Source organism: Leisingera sp. JC1, assembly GCF_001679925.1.
GTDB lineage: Bacteria > Pseudomonadota > Alphaproteobacteria > Rhodobacterales > Rhodobacteraceae > Leisingera.
Map to the genome: position 1 here is coordinate 1 of NZ_LYUZ01000119.1, position 19,241 is coordinate 19,241.

The 19,241-nt window shown below is 64.1% G+C and carries 15 protein-coding genes; 7 read left to right on the forward strand and 8 right to left on the reverse strand.

Features of this window, described 5'->3' with window-relative positions; genetic code table 11:
• A partial coding sequence (locus tag A9D60_RS19675; protein ID WP_141117986.1) for a DUF4384 domain-containing protein occupies positions 1 to 994 on the forward strand: 994 nt, incomplete at its 5' end.
• A gap of 353 nt (positions 995 to 1,347) precedes the next feature.
• On the opposite strand, the gene A9D60_RS19680 is transcribed toward A9D60_RS19675, so the two are convergent.
• On the reverse strand, positions 1,348 to 2,850 hold the full coding sequence (locus tag A9D60_RS19680; protein ID WP_368072356.1) for a caspase domain-containing protein: 1,503 nt from the start codon (positions 2,848 to 2,850) through the stop codon (positions 1,348 to 1,350).
• 189 nt (positions 2,851 to 3,039) lie between these two features.
• Between A9D60_RS19680 and A9D60_RS19685 the strand changes: the two genes are divergently transcribed.
• The gene (locus tag A9D60_RS19685) at positions 3,040 to 4,080 is read left to right on the forward strand and encodes an OmpA family protein (RefSeq protein WP_065269182.1); all 1,041 of its coding nucleotides are present in this window, start codon (positions 3,040 to 3,042) and stop codon (positions 4,078 to 4,080) included.
• A 247-nt stretch (positions 4,081 to 4,327) separates the two neighbouring features.
• Here A9D60_RS19685 and A9D60_RS19690 read toward each other — a convergent pair whose 3' ends face one another.
• Both A9D60_RS19690 and A9D60_RS19695 read right to left on the reverse strand, forming a co-directional pair.
• Positions 4,328 to 5,455, reverse strand: a complete 1,128-nt coding sequence (locus A9D60_RS19690) for a ParB/RepB/Spo0J family partition protein (RefSeq protein ID WP_065269172.1) — start codon at positions 5,453 to 5,455, stop codon at positions 4,328 to 4,330.
• Complete coding sequence (locus A9D60_RS19695; protein ID WP_065269173.1) at positions 5,452 to 6,756, reverse strand: AAA family ATPase; 1,305 nt, start codon at positions 6,754 to 6,756, stop codon at positions 5,452 to 5,454. The genes A9D60_RS19690 and A9D60_RS19695 overlap by 4 nt, the downstream gene beginning before the upstream one ends.
• Before the next feature lie 553 nt (positions 6,757 to 7,309).
• On the opposite strand from A9D60_RS19695, the gene A9D60_RS19700 reads away from it, so the two are divergent.
• The 3 genes from A9D60_RS19700 (at position 7,310) to A9D60_RS19710 (ending at position 9,872) form a co-directional block, all read left to right on the forward strand.
• Positions 7,310 to 7,993, forward strand: a complete 684-nt coding sequence (locus A9D60_RS19700; protein WP_065269174.1) for a DnaA N-terminal domain-containing protein — start codon at positions 7,310 to 7,312, stop codon at positions 7,991 to 7,993.
• Between the two features lie 105 nt (positions 7,994 to 8,098).
• On the forward strand, positions 8,099 to 9,373 hold the full coding sequence (gene tviB / locus A9D60_RS19705; protein WP_065269175.1) for a Vi polysaccharide biosynthesis UDP-N-acetylglucosamine C-6 dehydrogenase TviB: 1,275 nt from the start codon (positions 8,099 to 8,101) through the stop codon (positions 9,371 to 9,373).
• Between the two features lie 64 nt (positions 9,374 to 9,437).
• A complete protein-coding gene (locus A9D60_RS19710) occupies positions 9,438 to 9,872 on the forward strand; it encodes a GFA family protein (RefSeq protein WP_065269176.1) in 435 nt (144 codons plus the stop codon).
• 9 nt (positions 9,873 to 9,881) lie between these two features.
• On the opposite strand, the gene A9D60_RS19715 is transcribed toward A9D60_RS19710, so the two are convergent.
• The 4 genes from A9D60_RS19715 to A9D60_RS19730 all read right to left on the reverse strand — a co-directional run bounded on the left by A9D60_RS19715 (position 9,882) and on the right by A9D60_RS19730 (position 15,551).
• On the reverse strand, positions 9,882 to 10,793 hold the full coding sequence (locus A9D60_RS19715) for a MurR/RpiR family transcriptional regulator (RefSeq protein WP_065269177.1): 912 nt from the start codon (positions 10,791 to 10,793) through the stop codon (positions 9,882 to 9,884).
• Positions 10,794 to 10,842: 49 nt separating this feature from the next.
• Positions 10,843 to 11,145 carry a type II toxin-antitoxin system RelE/ParE family toxin gene (locus A9D60_RS19720; RefSeq protein ID WP_065269178.1) on the reverse strand — a complete coding sequence of 101 codons (303 nt, stop codon included), beginning with the start codon at positions 11,143 to 11,145 and terminating at the stop codon, positions 10,843 to 10,845.
• The gene (locus A9D60_RS19725; protein WP_065269179.1) at positions 11,138 to 11,374 is read right to left on the reverse strand and encodes a type II toxin-antitoxin system ParD family antitoxin; all 237 of its coding nucleotides are present in this window, start codon (positions 11,372 to 11,374) and stop codon (positions 11,138 to 11,140) included. The genes A9D60_RS19720 and A9D60_RS19725 overlap by 8 nt, the downstream gene beginning before the upstream one ends.
• 142 nt (positions 11,375 to 11,516) lie before the next feature.
• Entirely contained in the window at positions 11,517 to 15,551 is a 4,035-nt protein-coding gene (locus A9D60_RS19730) for a PEP/pyruvate-binding domain-containing protein (RefSeq protein WP_254656743.1), read from the reverse strand.
• Positions 15,552 to 15,784: 233 nt separating this feature from the next.
• Here A9D60_RS19730 and A9D60_RS19735 point away from each other — a divergent pair, with 233 nt between their 5' ends.
• Positions 15,785 to 16,681, forward strand: coding sequence for a PhnD/SsuA/transferrin family substrate-binding protein (locus A9D60_RS19735; RefSeq protein ID WP_065269180.1), 897 nt, complete (start codon positions 15,785 to 15,787; stop codon positions 16,679 to 16,681).
• A 17-nt stretch (positions 16,682 to 16,698) separates the two neighbouring features.
• Positions 16,699 to 18,987: a response regulator gene (locus tag A9D60_RS19740; protein WP_065269181.1), complete on the forward strand. Its 2,289-nt coding sequence runs from the start codon at positions 16,699 to 16,701 to the stop codon at positions 18,985 to 18,987.
• A gap of 78 nt (positions 18,988 to 19,065) precedes the next feature.
• Here the strand turns inward: A9D60_RS19740 and A9D60_RS26235 are convergent, their stop codons facing one another.
• Positions 19,066 to 19,230: a metal ABC transporter permease gene (locus A9D60_RS26235; protein ID WP_441295066.1), complete on the reverse strand. Its 165-nt coding sequence runs from the start codon at positions 19,228 to 19,230 to the stop codon at positions 19,066 to 19,068.
• Positions 19,231 to 19,241: the final 11 nt, after the last annotated feature.

The following is a 19,241-nucleotide window of genomic DNA, read 5'->3' on the forward strand; positions in this document are numbered from 1 at the left end:
CACCGGTACCGCAGCTCCGCTGGCCACCGTTCCTGCCGCACAACCGGATACAGCCGCCCTGCCGCAGGCCGCGCCCGCCAGCCAGTCCAGCCCGGAGGCTCAGCCCGAAGCCGCCGCCTTGCCCGGCACCGCACCGAGCCCGCAGCAAACACCCGCTGCCGTGCCTGACGCCCCCCGCATCAAGGCCGCGCTCGTCTTTCAGGGCGGCTCCGGCGATATCGACCCGGTCTCCCTCGCTGCCTTCCAAAGCTTCATGCAGCCCGGCGATGCAGTGGCTGACGGCGACCCCCTGCGTGATGGCGTCTCGGGCATCCTCGCCGCCGTGCCCTGTTCCCGCCTGCAGGTCGCCTTTGTCCCTGAAACCGCCACGCTGGAGGTCCGCGGCCACCTGCCCGAGGATGGCCTCCGTTCCCCGGTCCTGACCGCCCTTCAGGCGCAGATGGGCGCAGATATCACCGTCTCGGACGAAATGCGCCTGCTGCCCCGCCCGCAATGCGGCGCGCTGGCAGGCATCTCCAACGTCGGCCTGCCGCAAAGCACCGACCAGATCACCAATCCGCTGCTAGTGGGCAGCGATGCCCACGCCCGTGTGCTGGACTATTCCGGCGGTGAGCGGCTGTTTTTCGACCTCACAGCGCCGGACTACCCTTCTTACGTCTACGTGGATTATTTCGACGCCGGCGGCGCGGTGCTGCATCTGTCGCCAAACGAACTGGTGCCGCTGGCCGAAGCGGCACCGAAAACCGCCCTGCGCGTCGGTGCCAAAGAGGCCGGAGACCCCGGCCTGCAGATCACCGTCGCGCCGCCCTACGGCCAGGAAATCGCCGTCGCCTTCGCCGCCTCGCATCCGCTCTACGACGGCACCCGTCCCCTCAGCGAACCCGCGGAACCCTACCTGGAGTTCCTGCGCGCCCAAGTGGCTGCCGCCCGCACCGAACATGCGGATTTCAAAGGCGAATGGGTCTATTTCCTGATCACCACCCACGCCCCCTGACGTCAAACGCAAAGGCAGCACTCCCGCGCCCGCAGGCCCGCGGCTGACGCCGCCAGGCCTTGGCGGCCTTGGGCCCGGCGCTGCGCTGACGCGCAGCGTCTCCCCCGCCGTTGTCCGGGTCAAGGGCTGCGCCAGCAGCCGCGCGGCACGCGCGGTTCACCCTTGAGGCGGAAAAGGGCGGAACACCATTGATAGGGCGCTTAAGGGCAAACCTGCCCTTAAGCGCCTCTCAGCAAATGGAAACCCGGCTTCCACCCCGCACAGCGCCGCGCCCAACTGCGAAGGTGCATTGGCCAGAATGCGCCGGAACAGGCGGGAGCCCTCCCCTGCCCTGCCGGTTCAGAACCCGGAAATTACTGGCAGCCGCCCGCGGCCCAGCTCTTCAGCACTTGTTTCAGGGCCCCTCCAAAGGGGTGCTGTTTGCCAAGCGACCGCTGCATGTTGAGGCTCAGGTAGGTGTTGCCCTGCGTGCACAGCCGCTCACGGGTCCACTGGTGGCAATTGCTGCAGGACTGGTCTTTCCAGTAGCTGTCCGGCAGCCCTTCGATGGGCGGAAATGCCGGCGAGCGGGTCACCGCCTCAGCCAGCGTCAGCCCGGAAATCTCCGGAACACCGACATGCAAGGGGCTGGCATAGGTCACGGGCCCTGCTTCGCTGACCGGCTCCGGCGCCTGTTCCGCGGCCAGCTCAGGCGCCGTGGCTGGCGCTTCGCCGCCAGCCGCCGGATCCTGTCCAGCGCCTGCAGCCAGCGCTGCAACCTCTGCCGCAGCCATTTCCGCGAACTGCCCTTCAGGGTAGGCCATCAGATAGGCCTCATAAGCCGCCTTGCTGCCATCCCCCTGCGCCGCCTGGAACATCGATGTCTCTGCGTCCTGAACAGGGGCTGGAGCCGGCGGTGCCTCTGCCACCGGCTGGCTGGCCTGCAGCTCCTCCTGCACCAGCTCCGCCAGCAGCGCCCGCGCCTCATCGGCGTGTTTGCCGTCGCCATAGCCGCGCAGGTACAGCATGATCTGCATCGCGTCGCGCGATGCCTTGATAGATGCCCAGATCTGCGCTTCTTCAAGCTCCGCGGCGGTCATCGCTGCCTCCGGGGCCGCAGCCGCAAAGGTGAAATCGCTTACCAGCGAGGACGTGTCCCAGGGCGTCTGCTTGCCGCCGCTCTGCTCCAGCACCGCCCGGCGCACCTGCTTGAAAACCTGTTCGACCGGCGCTCCCGGCACCGTGATCTCGCGCGCCAGCGCTTCGGTGAAGGGGCTGTTCTCCCCCTCCCCGTCCAGCGCCACATCACCCGGCGCGGTGGCATAGGCCAGGAAGGTGCCGGTCGGCGCCTTCATCTCCGCCAGGCCGCTTTCGTTCAGATCGGCCACTGTTTCGAACGGATTGTTGCGGCAGGCGTCCAGGATCACGATGTTGGTGCGGTTGCGGGCAGAGGCCATCTGCCGCAGGACCGACTGCGCCTCAATCGCCATCAGGTCCAGATCCGCAGCATCCGACAGCGCCACATCCACCGGCAACAGGTAGTTGCTGCCAAAGCTCTGCACCCCGTGGCCGGCATAATAGAACAGCCCCGTCGCATCCTCTCCGGCGTTGCGCAGCTTGCGGCCGAACTGGGCAATCGCACGTTTCATCTCGATCTGCTTGGCGTCCGCCGCCAGGGTCACATCAAAGCCCAGGCCCTCCAGCGCCCCGGCGATCAGCCGGGCATCGCGCACCGGATTGTCCAGCGCCGAAACCGCACCGTAGCTGGAGTTGCCGATCACCAGCGCCAGCCGCTCCTCTGCCTGGGCCAGCACGCCCCAGCAGGACGCCGCAACAGCCAGCAGCATCAGCCGGACCCCGATCATCAATACTTGCACCTGTCTGCTCCACTTCCCGCCCCGGTGCCTGTCCGCCCGGGGATGCTTCCCAATTCTTAAGGGTATTTGGTTACCAAACTATCGCTTCCCTTGCACCCGGCAGCAAGACTGCTGTTAGTCTGGGGGCATCGCTTACTGCCCGGCCCAACGGCCGGGATGTTCCTTTTCAGCAACCCGGACGGATTCCGCATGCTTCGCATAACCATCTCAATAATAACACTTTTTCTCCTTCTCATCCGCCCTGCCCTGGCCGCGGGCCCGTTTGAAGGCGGCTGGCAGCTGACACCCGAATCCTCTGCAATCCGATTCATATCGATCAAAAAAGGCAGCATTGCGGAATCCAGCCGCTTTGCCGCCTTCTCCGGCGGCATCTCCGGGACCGGCGAGGCCAAAATCCACATCGCGCTCGACTCTGTCGACACCTCCATCGACCTGCGCAACGTGCGGATGCGGTTCCTGTTCTTTGAAACCTTCACCTACCCCGAGGCGGTGATCACGGCGCAAATCAGCCAGGATCAGATTGCCGATCTGGCAGCAGTGCAGCGCAAGCAGATCGACCTGCCTGTCACCCTTTCCTTGCATGGGGTCACCGCAGACCTGACGGTCCCTGTCGCGGTAACACTGCTGGACGACACCCGGGTCGCCGTGGCCACCGTGCAGCCGGTCATCCTCAAGCTGGAGGATTTCAACCTGAACCCCGGCCGCGAAAAGCTGGAGGAAGCCGCCGGCGTCACCATCACCCCCGTTGGCCTGGTCAGCATGGACCTGATGTTTGAGCGCGGCGGCGCGGGCGGCGCATCTGTCCCCGCGGGGACAGTCACCGCCGGAGCCTCCACAGCGCTGGAGGCCAGCGGCGATTTCAGCCGCGAGGCCTGCACCGGAAGGTTCGAAATCCTGTCGCAGGGCCGCAGCGTGAACTTTGCACCCTCCACAGCCCGGCTTGATGCCAACTCCCGCGATTTCCTCAACAGCCTGTCGGACATCATCCGCCGCTGTCCCGGCATGGTGGTTGAGGTCGGCGGCCATACCGACAGCCAGGGCAAGGCCGCCTGGAACATGACGCTGAGCGAGAAACGTGCGGCAGCAGTGAACCAGTACCTGCAGCAGAAAGGCATCCCTGCAGAACGTCTGGTCGCGGTCGGCTACGGCGAGACCACGCCGCTGGTGTCTAACGACACGGCGCAGAACCGGGCCAAGAACCGGCGCATCGAGTTCAAGGTCTTGAACTGATCAGCGCAGACGCGCTCGCACATGGCTGTCCCCGCGGGGACAGCAGGAAAAATGATCAGGGACCCGGGTGCAATTCCGGGTCCTTTTCTTTTGGTTTCGCAGCACAGACAGCACCCATCCCCCGCTCTGTCCCCGCGGGGACAACCTAAAAAGCAGGCCCAAACACGCAAGTTAGAGACGGAAAAGGCCCGGCAGCGCAGCCGAGCCTTTCCAGATTTCAAATCTTGTCCCCGCGGGGACAGATGCCTTAGCTGTCGTTTTCCAAAGCAGCAAAGAAGGCTGCAATTGCCCCTTCCAGCTTGTGCCGGTCGATCTCCGAGAAGTCCCGCTCCATCGCCATTTCGATCTTGCCGTCACGCGCCTGGCAGCGGACTGTTCCCGCGGGGACAGTGCAGCGCAGGGTGGTCTTGGCGACACCCGGCCGCGGCGCAGCGGCTGCACGGGGCGCCGCCTTGCGCTTGCCCTCAAGAAAACCGCGCAGCACCTCCAGCTCTGCTTCTTCGGTTGCGGCTTTCGCACCCGTCAGTGCCTCTCGCAGCTCCGGGGTGCAGGCGGCATCCGCCTCCAGCCGTTTCCTCAGCTCCAGACCCAGCGCGCGCGGGATTGCCTCCGGGAACTTCAGCAGATCACCCACCGCGCCCAGCAGCTGGGCGAAATGGCGGATATAGATCTTCTTCTGCCGGCCCGCAGAGGCGTAAAGGTCGCTGACCGCATCTTCGAGGGATTTCGCCCTGGTGCCTTCGTCCTGTGAGTAGTTCAGCGCCAGCTGTGCCATTTCCGCAAAGGAGATATCCCGGCGCACCAGGTTCTCGTCCACCATCCGGCGGTAGAGGTTTTGCAGCGTGTCGCCCTTGGCCACCAAACCCGCGGGGATATGCTCATAAGCCTCATCCTCCGTCTCCCGCAGCAGCTCCACATAGGCCCGCAGCCGGCGGTAGCCCTGGATCAGCTCATAGGTGCCGTCATCGTTTTCCTCGACCCGGATCGGGTTCGACAGTCCGATGGATTTGATCGAGGCCTTCAGTTCGTCGAGGTCCGGGTCGCGCCCCTCGCGGCGGTCGCGGATCAGTTTCGCCGCGCCGATCCGGCCGATCGGGATCCGGTCGACCATCAGGCCCAGTTTCTTCAGCCGCACGAATTCATGCGCCAGCCGGTCGTTTTCTTCGCGGATTTTCTGCTCTGCCTCCGCCCGGCTGCGCAACGCGTCGGCGTTCTCGGAGATCGCTGTGGCCATCGGTCCGCGGCGCGGTTCAGACGGTTTACGCATCCGCTGCTCAGGCTTTCTGACAGCAGTCTCCGCGGGGCGCGGCTTTGGTTCAGAGGGCTCGTTAGGTTCAGTCGGGAAGTCGATGTCGAAGACTCTGCGTTTGCTCATGCCTCATCCTCCAGTTTTTCCCAGGCTTCCAGCGCGTAGGCCTTGAATTCGTCATAGGCCTGATCAAACGACGCCCGCGCACGGCGCCAGGTTTCGCGTGTCATGTCCCGGTAATCGATTTCGTAGATGGAACTCAGGAAGCGGCCCGATTGTTCGACTGCGCGGGTCATCTCGATCGGGTGCTCCGTCATTCTACCCTCAAAAACCTTCATAAATGCCGAACGCATCGCACGGTGCAAATCGTTACCGCTTTCGTAACGGGTCAGCAGGAAGCGGACGTCCTGGAAAACCTTGGGCAAAGCAAATGTCCCCGCGGGGACAACGCCGTTAAAGGCGGAGAGATCCTCCAGCGCCTCGGACAGCTGGCCGATGAAGGAAGTGGTGGAATCATATTCCCAATAGCCGGGGCCGGAGGGGATATAGAGCATGTCGGCGGCAAACACCGCGTTCATCGACTGGTAGCCGATGGCCGGCGGGCAGTCGAAGATCATCAGGTCGTAATCCTCGGCCGGCAGCTGGTCGAGGTAACGGGACACGGCCGCAAAAAACGACCATTCCGGGTTCAGATGGCGGTACTGGGCGGAAGCGAACTCCACAAAGGCCGCATTGGCGCAGGACGGGATGATGTCGATGGTCGGCCAGCTGGTGGGTTTAACGAAATCGCTGACCCGCAGATCCTGCAGCCCCATGCCGGTGATTGCCTCGGGCAGCTGGCGCTGGGGCAGGGCGGTGCCGGACTCGGCACCCTGCGAGGCAGCGTTCATCCGTTCCGTCTCGCGCACCAGGTCGCGGGCCATGATGCCCCAGACGGTGTAATCCTCGGTCACATCGCTGAGACCCATGGAGTGCGACAGGGTCGCCTGCGGGTCGAAGTCCACACAGAGCACCCGGTAGCCGTCCAGCGCTGCGGCATGGGCGAAGTGCAGGGCGACGGTGGATTTGCCGGCCCCGCCCTTGAAGTTGGAGATTGCCACCCGCAGGGCGCGTTTCCCTGCGGGGCGCTTGGGCAGCAGCGATTTTCGGTTGATCTTGATGCGGCGGCGCAGCTCGTTGATCTCCTCCAGCGAATACCAGCGCTGGCGGCCGTCTTCCTCCACATGGCCCTGGGGCAGGGAGGGGTCGGTGGCGAGCCGCCCGCGCAGCGTCGACTGGTTGACGCGGAAGATCAGCTCCGCCACTTCCCATGAGGAGAACCGGCGCAGGGTCTTTTCCATTTCGGGGGAGAAGGTCTGCTGGCGGATCCAGCTTTGCATCTTGAGGGATTGGGCCTGCATCCTGGACAGGTCTTCGTGCGTAAACATCGCTGCTCCTTAGCCTCACACGGTGTTGTTTTTTGAAAGCGTCCATTTCTGCAGGACGCTAATTCAGCCTCAATATCCATTTACGCCGAATTTGCAAAAAACGCAAAAGCTAATATGGTCTGGAAGAGCGTCCTGTCCCCGCGGGGACACATCTGCAAAAGGCCCCGTGAAATAAGGGCAGGGGCGATTCGGAAGGCTGATGCCAAACGATTCGTTTCATTGGGTTTTTCTGGGGTTCAGACGCCAGATTTCGGGGGACACCCCGAAGCAAGACACAGCAGATTGGGGGACATTCTGGCGCGAATAGGGGACATCTAAGGTGTCACCCAATACCATAGATACCAATTTTTCTTTCGAAAAAGGGATTGGGTTTGAATTGAATTCCCGCCGGCGCTTGACAGAATCGGAATTCCGGACGCAAATCAGATACAATAAACGAATAGCGTTGAGTTCAGGGCAAAACCGGCCGACGCATTTCCCGGTAAACACCCCGGGAACACTTGAGGCAGCATATCCCGCCCAGGAGGGCAGGAAGGGAGAAACGGGGGCAGCAATGCTTGCCAAACGGCCTGCGGGGCGCAACGCCTCTGCATTGAAGTATGACATCCTCACGGCGATGGGGGCTTTTGCGCTTGGCCAGGGCAAGGGCGCGCAGAAGCTGGTTCTGCGTTTCATGACATTGATGACCGCCCGCTACAACTGGCAGCGCGATGAGCTGGCAGTGGGGCAGCGGGAGATTGCCCGGCTGTGGGATGTCGACGAGCGCACGGTGAAGCGCGAGATGGCGAAGCTGCGCGGCATGGGCTGGCTGGTGGTGAAACGCCAGGGCGCGCGCGGGCGGGTCACGGAATACGGGATTGATCTGGAACGGCTGCTGGCGGACACGCAGGAGCGCTGGGGCGCGGTCGGGCCGGACTTTGAGCACCGGATGCAAAGCAAAGACGAGCCTGCACCGAATGTGGTGCCCTTGCGGCCCGGGGCGGTTCCGCAGGCGCCGGATGTTTCGGACGGCAGCGAGTGGAGCCTCGCCAAGGCGGTGCTGCATGCGGAGGACCCGGCCAACTATGCCTCCTGGGTGCAGGGGCTGGAGCGCGCGGGCAGGGCAGGGGGCAGGCTGGTGCTGAAGGCGCCGAGCCGGTTCCATGCCAATTACGTGATGTCGCATCTGATGCCGCGGCTGCTGGCCGCCTGCCGGGATGTGGACAGCGAAGTCTCCGCCATTGTTGTGGAGGCATGAGGCGGAAACGGCATGCCTGCGGTTGAACCCCTTGGGGCCAAGGCATTATGTGGGCGGGCAGGGGGCCTGGCGTGACAGGCCCCGCGGAACAAGGAGCAGCCGGACATGAGCGGCGCGCAAGACAAGATCTGTGTCATTGGCCTCGGCTATGTGGGGCTGCCGCTGGCGGCGGCCTTCGGGCAGCACCGGAAGGTTATGGGGTTCGATATTGATCCCTCGCGCATTGCCGAACTGCGCAAGGGCGAAGACCGCACGCGGGAGCTGGAGGCCGAAGAGCTGGCCGCGGCGGAATTTCTGCGTTTCACCTCCGACCCGGCAGAGATTGCGGACTGCTCCATCTACATCGTCACCGTGCCGACACCGGTGGATGCCAGCCACCGCCCGGACCTGAGCCCGCTCCTGGCGGCCTCGGCCGTTGTTGGCGGAGTGCTGAAGCCCGGTGATCTGGTGATCTATGAATCCACCGTCTATCCCGGTGCCACCGAGGAAGACTGCGTGCCGGTGCTGGAGGCGCGCTCAGGGCTGAAATTCAACGTTGATTTCTTTGCGGGCTACTCGCCCGAGCGGATCAACCCGGGCGACAAGCAGCGGCGGCTTAAGGATGTGGTGAAGGTAACCTCCGGCTCGACGCCCGAAGTGGCGGAGCGGGTGGATGCGCTTTACCGCGAGGTGGTCACCGCGGGCACCCACAAGGCCGCCAGCATCCGGGTGGCAGAGGCCGCCAAGGTGATCGAGAACAGTCAACGGGACATCAATATCGCGCTGGTGAATGAGCTCGCCAAGATCTTCAACAAAATGGGGATCGACACTCAGGCGGTGCTGGAAGCCGCTGGAACCAAATGGAATTTCCTGCCGTTCCGCCCGGGTTTGGTGGGCGGGCACTGCATCGGGGTGGACCCCTATTACCTGACGCATAAGGCGGAGCAGCTGGGCTACCACCCGGAGATCCTGCTGGCGGGCCGGCGGCTGAATGACGGCATGGGCGCCTATGTTGCGGGCGAGATGGTTAAGGCGATGCTGAAGCGCGGCCTGCCGGTCGCTGGCGCGCGGGTGCTGGTGATGGGGCTGACGTTCAAGGAGAACTGCCCGGACCTGCGCAACACGCGGGTGATTGATGTGGTCCGCAGCCTGGAGGAGTACGGCGCGGAGGTGGATGTGTATGATCCCCACGCCGACCCGGATGAGGCGCGGGCCGAGTACGGCATCCCTCTGGTATCTGAGCCGGGGCAGTGGGCCTATGCCGGGGTTGTGCTGGCGGTGGCGCATTCCGAGTTCCGCGAAATGGGGGCGCAGGCGATCCGGGCCTTGGGGTCCGAGGGCGCACTGATCTATGACCTGAAGTATGTTCTGGGGCCGGACGAGGCGGATTTGCGGCTCTAACCAGTGAAACTCCCGCCGACGCTTGATTTGCTGTATTCTGACGGTGTCAGCAAGGAGGCCGGCTATGAGTGATGTTCTGGAAGGCCGCTGCCTGTGCGGCGCGGTGAAAATCCGTGTTGAGGGGGCGCATGATCCGCGTCCCGGGGCCTGTCACTGCCGCATGTGCCAGCGCTGGAGCGGCGGGCTGTTCCTGTGCTTTGAGGCCGATGCGGAGGCGGTGACCGTGGAGGGACCGGTTTCGCGCTACCAGTCCTCTGCCTTTGCCGAACGGGCGTTTTGCAGCACCTGCGGTTCGCAACTGTGGATGCGGGACGTGGACAAAGAGGGGGAGGCCTATGACCTGATGCCGGGGCTGTTTGACGAAGCGCTGGCGTGGCCGCTCAGGTCGGAGATCTATGCCGACCGGGCGATGGCCTCGGTGCGGCTGGAAGGGGATCACAAGCGGGCCACCCGGGATGAATGGGAGGCGCAGAACCCGTTTATCGGCGGCGATGTCTGAGAGCCGGTATCAGCCCCCGACGCGGGGCAGTTTCGGGCCGCTCCAATAGGCGCCGCTGTCCTGGCGCAGGGCGTCATAGGCGGCGATCCGGCGCCGGGCGTCCTCGCTGCCGGCATCAATCAGATGGGTGAGCAGGCATTCCAGCACTGCCATAGCGCCGCCGATGGCGCCGAACGGGTGCAGCGAATTGGCGGCGACGGCCAGCACATGGTCAGTGCGGATGCCGGGGGCGATCACCTCGCTGTCGGAAATCAGGATCACCTTTGCCCCGCGCTCTCCCGCCAGCCGCAGCGCCTGGATGGTGCCCGCGGAGTAGGGGGCGAAGGTGAGGGCGATCAGGCAGTCCTTTGGGCCTATGTCGAGGAGATCGTCCAGCGCGGCGCCCATGTGGCGGGGCACGAGGTCCAGCGAGGGCAAGGCCATGCGGCCCACGTAGTGGAAGTAATAGGCCAGCGCATAGGACGAGCGGGTGGCGGTGACATAGCTTCGGCGGGCAGACAGCAGCGTGTCCACGATGGCCTGGGTGCGTTCAGCCGTCATCAGCCGCAGGGAGCGGGAGGTGATGTTGAGCTGGTTGCGCGCGGCGGCGGCCTGCAGCTTGCCTGCCGGGCCTTGGTCCTGCATCTGCTCCAGCCAGTCCTGGCCGAGGCCGACCTCCTGCGTGGTGGTGAGCGCGGCGCGGAAGGGGGCGCGGAAGGCCTCGAACGTGTCATAGCCCAGGTGCTGGGCCAGGCGGACAAAGCCGTTGGCGCTGATGCCGGTCCGCTCGGCTGAGGTGCGCACGGTGTCGAGGCCGAAGTCGCCGGGATTGTCGATCACGTATTTCGCCGCCGCCTTGAGCTTGGGCGGCAGGGCGTCCATCTGGTCTTTCAGATGCTGGATCAGCCGGGCGGTTTTCCGGGGGTCGAGATGCGGGTCCATGCGCCGTATCAGAGCAGATGTGCGGAAAATGGCAAGAGCGGAACGGGTGTTATTCTGAGAGGAACGCCACCAGGTCCTGGCGGGCATGCAGGATGCGGATGATTTCGGGAAGGCCCTGCTCCAGCCGGTAGATCACCAGATGCGCACCGGTGGGGTGGATGCGGACCGGGGGCGTGAATTCACCCCGTTCGCGGGCCATTTCCGGGAAATCCGCCAGCAGGTCGAAGAGGGCAAACAGGTTGTCGGCATAGGCATCCGCCTGCGCCTCGCCCCAGGTGTCCAGGCCATAGCGCCAGATCGCAGCAAGGTCGGCGCGGGCAGCGGGGCGGATCCGCCAGCGTTCCTCAGCCATTGCGGCGCATGGCGGCCTTGAAATCTTCGGCGGTCAGCGCCTTAGCCGGGCCGCTGGCAAGGCCTGCGTCGATGGCGGATTGCAGCTCGGCAATGGCGGCGGTGCGGGCCTGATCGCGGCGGATCAGGTCGCGGACATAGTCGCTGGAATTGGCATAGGTGCCGGCGCGGGCCTGTTCCTCGACCCAAGTTTTCATCTGGTCCGGCAGGGAGACGTTCATGGTGGCCATTGGCAGGCTCCTTTCGCTGGAACAGAATATGGCAATCTTTGCCAAGATAGCAAGGGGAGGTGGAATAGCAGGCAAATTAACCCTTACGCAAAAAGCCCGCAGCCAATTGCTGCGGGCTTTTTGTTGTTCCTGCGTGGTTGGATCAGGCTGAAACTGCTTTCAGGCCCTTTTCCTCCAGCGGCTGGATGCTGCCGTCTTCGCTGACGGTCACTTTGTCGCCATGCTCAAGGCTGTCGAGGCCCTTGCAGGCGACCAGCATCAGCACGTCTTTTTCACGCGCGACGATGGCCATGTGGCTGAGCCAGCCGCCGACCTCGGACAGCACCGCACCGGAGCGCTGCACCCACGGCAGCCAGGCCGGGTTGACCATCCGGCAGACCAGAATGTCGCCGTCCCGGAAGTCCGCGAATGCCGCCGGGTCGATGCAGCTGTCGTCCTCCATCCAGAACACCCGTGCTGTGGAGCTGCCGCTGCCTGCGACGCAGGTGCCGCCCATGGTGCCGTCACCCGACTGGGCCTGGGCACCAAGCGACAACAGCTCGCAGTCGCGCAGGGTGAGGGTAACGTCCGTCGGCGCGGATTTCTTGCGCAGGGCTTCCTTCTCTGCCCGTGCCTCTGCCAGATCGCGCAGGGGGGCCGGGTTGGACCAGTTGCTGTCCAGAACCTCCGCGAAGGTCAGGCTGAACACCAGATCCTCCAGCCCGCTGGTCCGGCCCAGTGCCAAGAGGGCACGGCGCAGTTCGGCGACGGCGCGCAGGGCCTCGTGCTTGGCCTGTTCCTTGAGGTCCTGATAGGCGATGGCGATGCCGATGGTATCGTCCAGCTCATCCGGCAGGTTGGCCGGGACCGGCACCGCGCCGATCGGCTCCACCGTGCTGTCGAGCAGGGAGTTCAGCAGCGCCGGGGCTTCGGCGTAGCGGGGCGAGGACAGCTCGTAGTCGAAGATCGAGCGGTGGCCCATCAGCCGCATGGCGCGCGTCTGGGCGTCCTTGCCGGTGCAGGAGGCGAGCAGGCTGGAAGGCGCATTGGGCAGCTCCGCGTGCATCAGATGCGCGCGCAGGGCCGGGTCGCCGGCCGCCGCTGTGCCTGCCTCGCCCATGGTGAAGCCCGCCAGGATGTTGATCTTCTCGGCTTCCAGATAGACCTCTTGGATGAACATGTCCTTGAGGGTGGAGACCGCCTCCAGCAGCTTGTCCTGCGGCAGGGCGGTGTAGTCCACGGCCTGCCAGATCGCCAGCTTGTCGCGCAAGGCTGGCATGACCTCGCTGCGGAAGCGGGTGATCATCGGACGCGCCTGCTTGCGCAGCTGCTTGGCCTTGGCGGCGGTGAGTTTCAGGGTCATGCCCTGTTTCAGCGCCACGTCGACATAGGTCTTGCCGAACAGGTTCACCAGATGGCCGTCGCGCCCCTCGGGCAGGCCATAGGGCACACCCAGCTCGCGGCAGGCCAGGTCAACGCTGCCGCCCGGTGCCCACAGTTCGCTCATCAGCGAGAAAGAAAGCGGGGTGGGGCGGGGCAGGACCTCGGACATTTCGTCCTGTTCCAGGATGGTCTGGTCCGGATCCGCATCGGCGTAGCGGTCCAGCAAGTCGCGCCATTCACCCAGACGGACCTGTTCCTGCTCGGTGCCCAAGGAGAGCGTGGTGATGTCGCGGCTTTGCACGATCTGGAACTGGCCGTTTGCATAGGCCCATTCGACATCCTGCGGGCAGCCGAAGGTCTCCTCGATCTGACGCCCAAGCGCCAGCAGCGGCGCCATGTCCAGGGTTTGGTCCTGGTCCTCGGATGCGGGCAGGGTGGTGTAGCGGCCAAAGCGCAAGGAGGTCGGGGTGACGCGGCCGGACACCAGATCCTCGCCGCAGCCCTCGACCCATTCGATCATGCACATGCCGGGGGCCATCGGGTCCTGGGTGAAGAGGACGCCGGCGTATTCCGCCTGCACCATCTCCTGCACCACGATGTTGCCCTGGTCGGTGCTGTCGCCCTCGCCTGAGTAGCTGGCGGCGCGGTCCGAGGAGAAGCTTTCAACCACTTCGTCCAAGGCAGTGCGCATGGTGTCTGCGGTCACGTCGAGCACGGATTCAAAGACGCCGGCAAAGCTCTGGTCAGCGCCGTCCTCATTGCTGGCGGAGGAGCGCACGGCAACCGGCTTGCCGCCTGCAAGGGCAAAGACCTTGGCGGCAAAGGCGTCTTTCTTGGCGTCGGACATTTCGCGGTAGTCGTGGATCGCATCGGAGCGCACGATCACGCCGCCAGGCACCGGCAGGCCAGCGTTGCGCAGGATCGACAGGCGCAGGGCCTTGTTGCCGGCGTGCTCCAGCTCCTCGGTGTAGCCCATCGGGATCACGCCGCGCGGCAGCTTGGCGAGGCGGCGCTTGTGGGCGCGCAAGGCGATGGCTTCGCCCAGCTGGCGGTGCATGCCGGTGACATAGGCACGCTGCACCAGCAACAGCGTCAGGCTGAAGCAGAGATAGGCATTTGCGGCAGCTGTCAGGGTGAACACCATGGCAAATAGCGCAGGCATGCCCAGCACCATCCAGAGGGTTTTCTGGCGCGGGGTCTTGGCCACGGCCCAGAGCAGGTAGACAGCGGCGAGCGCGCAGAACAGCACCGGCATGATGAACAGCGGGTCGGGCAGGCCGAGGTCAGCCATCCACAGGAACGGGGTCTGCAGCGAGGCGCTGGCCTCCTGCGCGGCGGAAACGCCCAGCATCATCACCGGCAGGAACAGAAGCGCGGTGAGGTTCTTCATCGGGGTCAGGCCCTTGTCCTTGTAGAACGCCTGCACCGCGCGCGCCTTGCGCACCGGGTCGTGGGCCAGTTTCGCCTTCAGCGCCTTCATCTCCTCCCCGGTTTCATTGGTGATGATCTGATCGCGTTCGGATTTCAGCGCCACCGGCAGCACCAGGATACGGGTTGCGATGGACAGTGCCAGCAGGCCTAGCAGGATATGGCTGCGCTCATGCACCCACAGCAGGGCAGTTGCCAGCGCCGAGATTGCCTTGTCCCAGAGGCCTGTTTGCTGATCGGCCAGCCACGCCTGCACATGCGGTTTCGGCTTGGGCGCGACGAAATACTCCCACGGCAGGGTATAGCGGCCGCGGAAGTCGATGCCCTGCTGCGACAGCTCCAGCCCCAGCACCTGGCTCATGAAGCAGCTGCGGCGGTCATAACAGGCGGCGATGGTGGGTTTGTTCGGGTCCAGCTCAGCGATGCGGTCCATCAGGTCCGCGGTGGTCATCTTGCGGATCGGGATGTTGATCGCACCGGGCAAGTGGCCGGTTTCAAAGTCGCCGGGGTAGCGGGTGTCGACGATCTGCAGGTCCTCGGTGGCCAGCAGCTGCTCGAAATCGGCAGTGCTGAGCAGCACGTCCTTGCCCGGGTATTCCGGGATCGCGCGCAGGTCGGAGAGGGATTGCACGTTCTTGTCGGAGAATTCGCGCCCCTCGACGATCCATTTCTCGATGCCGCCGGCGATGAAGCTGCAGTCGATGCCCATTGCCGCCAGCTTGGCGCAGGTTTCGGAGGAGCGGTTGCCGTTGTGGCAGAACAGCACGACCTTCTGGCCGGGCTGCACCGGCTGGCTCTCAACGAAGTCCGGGAAGCGGATATGGGTGGCGCCGGGCAGGGTGCCCATGGCGTTCTCGCCGGTTTCGCGGATGTCGTAGAACAGGGTGGAGCCGTCCTCCAGCGCTGCTGCCGCGTCCGCGGTGCTCATCGCCAGCGGGTGATCCTCCTGCTTGGAGAAGCTGGTCTCCTTGAGGGAGGCGTCCTTGATGGTGGTGCCGTCAAACTGCGCCGGCCGCGTCAAAGTGGCCTGCAGTCTTGCCAGCTCGGCTTGCGCATGCGAGGAATATTGCCAGTAGTTGCCTGCAGCCAGTGCCATAGCTGCAAGCGCGAGGACGGAAATCAGCTTGACCGGGTAGCGGCGCGGTGAGTTGCCCGGCTTGGGAGTAAAACCCAGTTTCGCCGCAATGACTGCGCCCAAACCGGAAATCATGGCAATTCCCACGGCCAGAACCTGAGACAGCGAAGAGACCGAGCCGATCACCAGTTCCGGCGAGGGAATGGCAAAGGCCGCAACCGGAAGCGCGGATAAAAGCGATGCCAGCACAACGGTTTGTGCTGAGCGGCGGACGGACCGTATGGTCCTGGAGGGAATAGGGGTCTGCTTCACGGTGGTTCCTGTCGGGCCAGCTGAGTCTGTTCTTCTGAAATTATGGCGAATTTGCCTAAAAGATTACGAAAACCTTACTGAAGGGTTAATATAGAGGCCGAAGAATAAAAGAACCGCAAAATTTTTCCGAGAATTGCAGGTGCGTTAACATTGTATTCTTATCTTTGTGCCATGTAACCAAGGTGCGCGGCCTGCCTGCCGTGCCAGCCGATGTCAGTCAGGAGGCTAGACTCGTGAAACTGTTAGAGTGGACCTTTGGTATCATTGCAATTTTCGGGACGGGGCTGAGGCGTGCCGTCCCCGGCGCGATTCTGACGGCATGGCTTGCGGCATTTCTGCCCGGTGTTTCCATGGCCGGGACGGATTTGATTTTCGGCACCTATGCGGCGGATAAACCAACCGCAACGGTCAAAAAATACCAGCCTTTCCTGTCTTTCCTGGCCAAGCGGATGAGCGAGGAGCTGGGGGAGCCGGTCACGATCCGGCTGAAGATCGCCAAGGAATACGAGGAAGGCATCCGCCAGCTGGCCAGCGGCGAGGTAGACTTCTCAAGGTTCGGCCCGGCTTCCTATGTGCATGTGATGAAGGAAAACCCGGACGTCCGGATCATCGCAATGGAATCGCAGAACGGCCAGAAGCGGTTCAAGGGTGTCATCGTGGTCCACAGCGACAGCACGGTGCAGTCGGTCGAAGAGCTGGCCGGCCTCAGTTTCGCTTTTGGCGACGAGCTGTCGACCATCGGCCGCTATCTGGCTCAGGAATATCTGCTGGACGCCGGCATCAGCAGCGGCGATTTGCTGGAATTTGCCTATCTCGGCCGCCATGACCTCGTGGGAGAGGCCGTGGGCGCGGGCAAGTACACAGCGGGTGCCTTAAAGGAAAGCACTTACAAGAAGCTGGTTGCCAAGGGGGTTCCGATCCGGGTTCTGGCCTCCTTTGACAATGTGACCAAGCCCTGGCTGGCGTCGCCGGAGATGCCGGAAGACGTGCTGGAAGCGATGCGCAACGTGATGCTCTCCTCGGAAAACGAGGAGATCGTGCGCCGGATTTCGAAGAACGGCTTCCTGCTGGGGGACGACCAGGATTATGACATCATCCGCCGGGCGATGGAGCGCAGCCTGGCCTTTTAGAGCACTGCGTTGATTGAATGAAACGGACAAGCATCCTTTTCCAGATCGTGCTGTCGCTGCTGCTGGCGGCTTCGGCTGTCGGCTTTGTGGTCGGCGATCTGGCGCAGCGCCAGGAGACGCAAAGGCTGGAAAAGCAGCTGGCGGAGCAGGCGGACCTCACCGTCTCGCTGCTGAGCGGGCTGATGCTGGAATCGATCATCGTCGAGGATGTGCCGGTGCTGGAAACCGGCCTGATCGAAGCCGTCACCCGCAAACCGCAGATCGTTTCCATTCAGATCCGCAGCCCGGCAGGCAAGCTGCTGGCCTCGGCTGAAGCCGCCGGCGCGCCGCCGGACGGCGGCCGGGTCATGTATGAGCGTCCGATCGAGCTGGAAGGCGCGGTCTTCGGTACCATGGTTGTCGAGTGGTCGACCCAGGAAGGCGAGGCGCTGGTCGCCGCTTCGGTGCGCCAGATCATCATCTGGACAGTGGTGCCGGTGCTGGTTCTGTCCTTCCTGGTGCTGCTGCTGGTGCATGGCCTAGCCCTGCGGCCGCTGCAGATGATCCACAAGCGGATGTCGGATGCGATTTCCGGCCTGCGCAGCCCGGCTGACAAACTGCCGTGGTACGCGTCGCGCGAGTTCCGGGCACTGGATTTCTCGGTCGGGGTGCTGGAGGAAACCTTTGCCGAGCGCGACGAAAGAGAGTTCGCGCTGGAGCAGGCCCGCGAGTCCGCGGATATTGCCAACCGCGCGAAGTCGGAATTCCTCGCCAATATGAGCCATGAGATCCGCACGCCGATGAACGGAGTCATTGGCATGGCGGAACTTCTGCAGGAAACCGAGCTGAACGAAGACCAGCAGATGTATGCGGAGACCATTGCCAAGTCCGGCTCCGCGCTCCTGACAATCATCAACGATATCCTGAACTTCTCCAAGATCGAGGCCGGCAAGGTCGAGTTCAGCATCGAGTCTTTCAACCTGCAGACTGCTGTCGAAGACGTGGTTACCCTGCTGTCGCCGAAGGCGGCGGAGAAGGGGGTCGAGATCACCATGCGCTATGATCCGGCCTTGCCCGAAGTCTTTGAGGGCGATGCCGGCCGGATACGGCAGGTGATTACCAATGTGGCGGGCAATGCCGTCAAGTTCACCCGCGAGGGGTATGTCTACATCGAGGTGACCGGGCAATTGCAGGACTCGGGCAGCCACATGCTGCAAGTGCAGGTGCGCGACACCGGCATTGGCATCGAGCCGGCCCGTGTCGGCAAGATTTTCCGGGCCTTCGAGCAGGCTGACAACGCCGCCACCCGGAACTTTGAGGGCACTGGTCTGGGGCTGGCGATCTCCTCACAGCTGCTTGCGCTGATGGGCGGGTCGGTGGAGGTGGATTCTGAGCCTGGCAAAGGCTCCGTGTTCACAATCCGCGTGCCGCTGCGGGCCGGCGGCCGGGCGGAAGCCGCACCGGCGGGAAGCCCGCAGAACCTTGCCGGGCTGCAGGGCCTGCTGGTGGACGATCTGGAGCTGAACCGGGTGATCCTGTCGGAACGGCTGAGTGCCTGGGGAGTGTCCTGCACTCTGGCGGCATCTGCGCATGAGGGGCTGGAAATCCTGGCCGATGCGCAGCTGGACGGGCGCCGGTTCGACTTTGTCATTCTCGACTACCAGATGCCGGCCATGGACGGGCGCGCCCTTGCGGCGCGGATCCGGTCGATGCCGGGCTTTGAGGGAGTGCCGCTGATCATCCTGTCGTCAGTGGAGCACGCGCTGAGCCGTGCCGACTGCGAAGCAATCGGGGCCTGCGAGTTTGCGCTGAAACCAGTGCGGTCGGTGCAGCTGCGGCAGGTGCTTGAGCGGGTGCTGAGCCTGCCCGCCGCCCCCAGTGCGGACCCCGGGTCCGGCCGTAATGCCGGGCCGCGGCAGCCGGAACGCCGCCTGAAGCTGCTGCTTGCCGAGGACAACCGCACCAATCAGCTGGTGGTGACCAAGATGCTGAAAGATGCTCCGCTGGATATCACAATTGCCAAGAACGGTCTTGAGGCGGTGGCGCAGTTCCGTTCCGAACGGCCAGATATCGTGCTGATGGACATGATGATGCCGGAGATGGACGGGCTGGAGGCCACCACCCAGATGCGCCGGATCGAGGCCGCGGGCGGGGGCAGGAAATGCCCGATCGTGGCGCTGACCGCAAATGCGCTGCAGGCGCACCGCGAAAAATGCCTGCAGGCCGGCATGGACGATTTCCTGAGCAAGCCCATCAACAAGAAAGCCCTGACTGACGCAATCGGCAAATGGACCGGCGCCCCGGACTTGCAGCGCACCGGCAGCTGAACCGCGCTGCGGCTGGCAGGCGGAAGGTTTGCAGTAAGCCTGCGTCAGCGCGGATGCCGGGCCGTTCGGGGGCAGGGCCTAGCTGCGGCGGCGCTGCAGCAGCAGCCCGGCCAGGCTGGAGGCGGCGAACAGCCCGGCAGCGAGGCAGACGATGCTGGGGCCTGCGGGCGTGTCCAGCACAAACGCCAGCTGCAGTCCGCCGGTAGCCGCCAGCATCCCCAGCAGACCGGCAATAACCGCCATGCGTTCAGGTG

What these genes read in the sequence shown, in the direction of transcription:
- A9D60_RS26235 (WP_441295066.1), bottom strand. Translation starts at nt 19,230, where the DNA reads ATGGCGGTTATTGCCGGTCTGCTGGGGATGCTGGCGGCTACCGGCGGA.
- A9D60_RS19715 (WP_065269177.1), bottom strand. Translation starts at nt 10,793, where the DNA reads ATGGACCCGCATCTCGACCCCCGGAAAACCGCCCGGCTGATCCAGCAT.
- A9D60_RS19685 (WP_065269182.1), top strand. Translation starts at nt 3,040, where the DNA reads ATGCTTCGCATAACCATCTCAATAATAACACTTTTTCTCCTTCTCATC.
- A9D60_RS19690 (WP_065269172.1), bottom strand. Translation starts at nt 5,455, where the DNA reads ATGAGCAAACGCAGAGTCTTCGACATCGACTTCCCGACTGAACCTAAC.
- A9D60_RS19710 (WP_065269176.1), top strand. Translation starts at nt 9,438, where the DNA reads ATGAGTGATGTTCTGGAAGGCCGCTGCCTGTGCGGCGCGGTGAAAATC.
- A9D60_RS19700 (WP_065269174.1), top strand. Translation starts at nt 7,310, where the DNA reads ATGCTTGCCAAACGGCCTGCGGGGCGCAACGCCTCTGCATTGAAGTAT.
- A9D60_RS19740 (WP_065269181.1), top strand. Translation starts at nt 16,699, where the DNA reads ATGAAACGGACAAGCATCCTTTTCCAGATCGTGCTGTCGCTGCTGCTG.
- tviB (WP_065269175.1), top strand. Translation starts at nt 8,099, where the DNA reads ATGAGCGGCGCGCAAGACAAGATCTGTGTCATTGGCCTCGGCTATGTG.
- A9D60_RS19695 (WP_065269173.1), bottom strand. Translation starts at nt 6,756, where the DNA reads ATGTTTACGCACGAAGACCTGTCCAGGATGCAGGCCCAATCCCTCAAG.
- A9D60_RS19720 (WP_065269178.1), bottom strand. Translation starts at nt 11,145, where the DNA reads ATGGCTGAGGAACGCTGGCGGATCCGCCCCGCTGCCCGCGCCGACCTT.
- A9D60_RS19725 (WP_065269179.1), bottom strand. Translation starts at nt 11,374, where the DNA reads ATGGCCACCATGAACGTCTCCCTGCCGGACCAGATGAAAACTTGGGTC.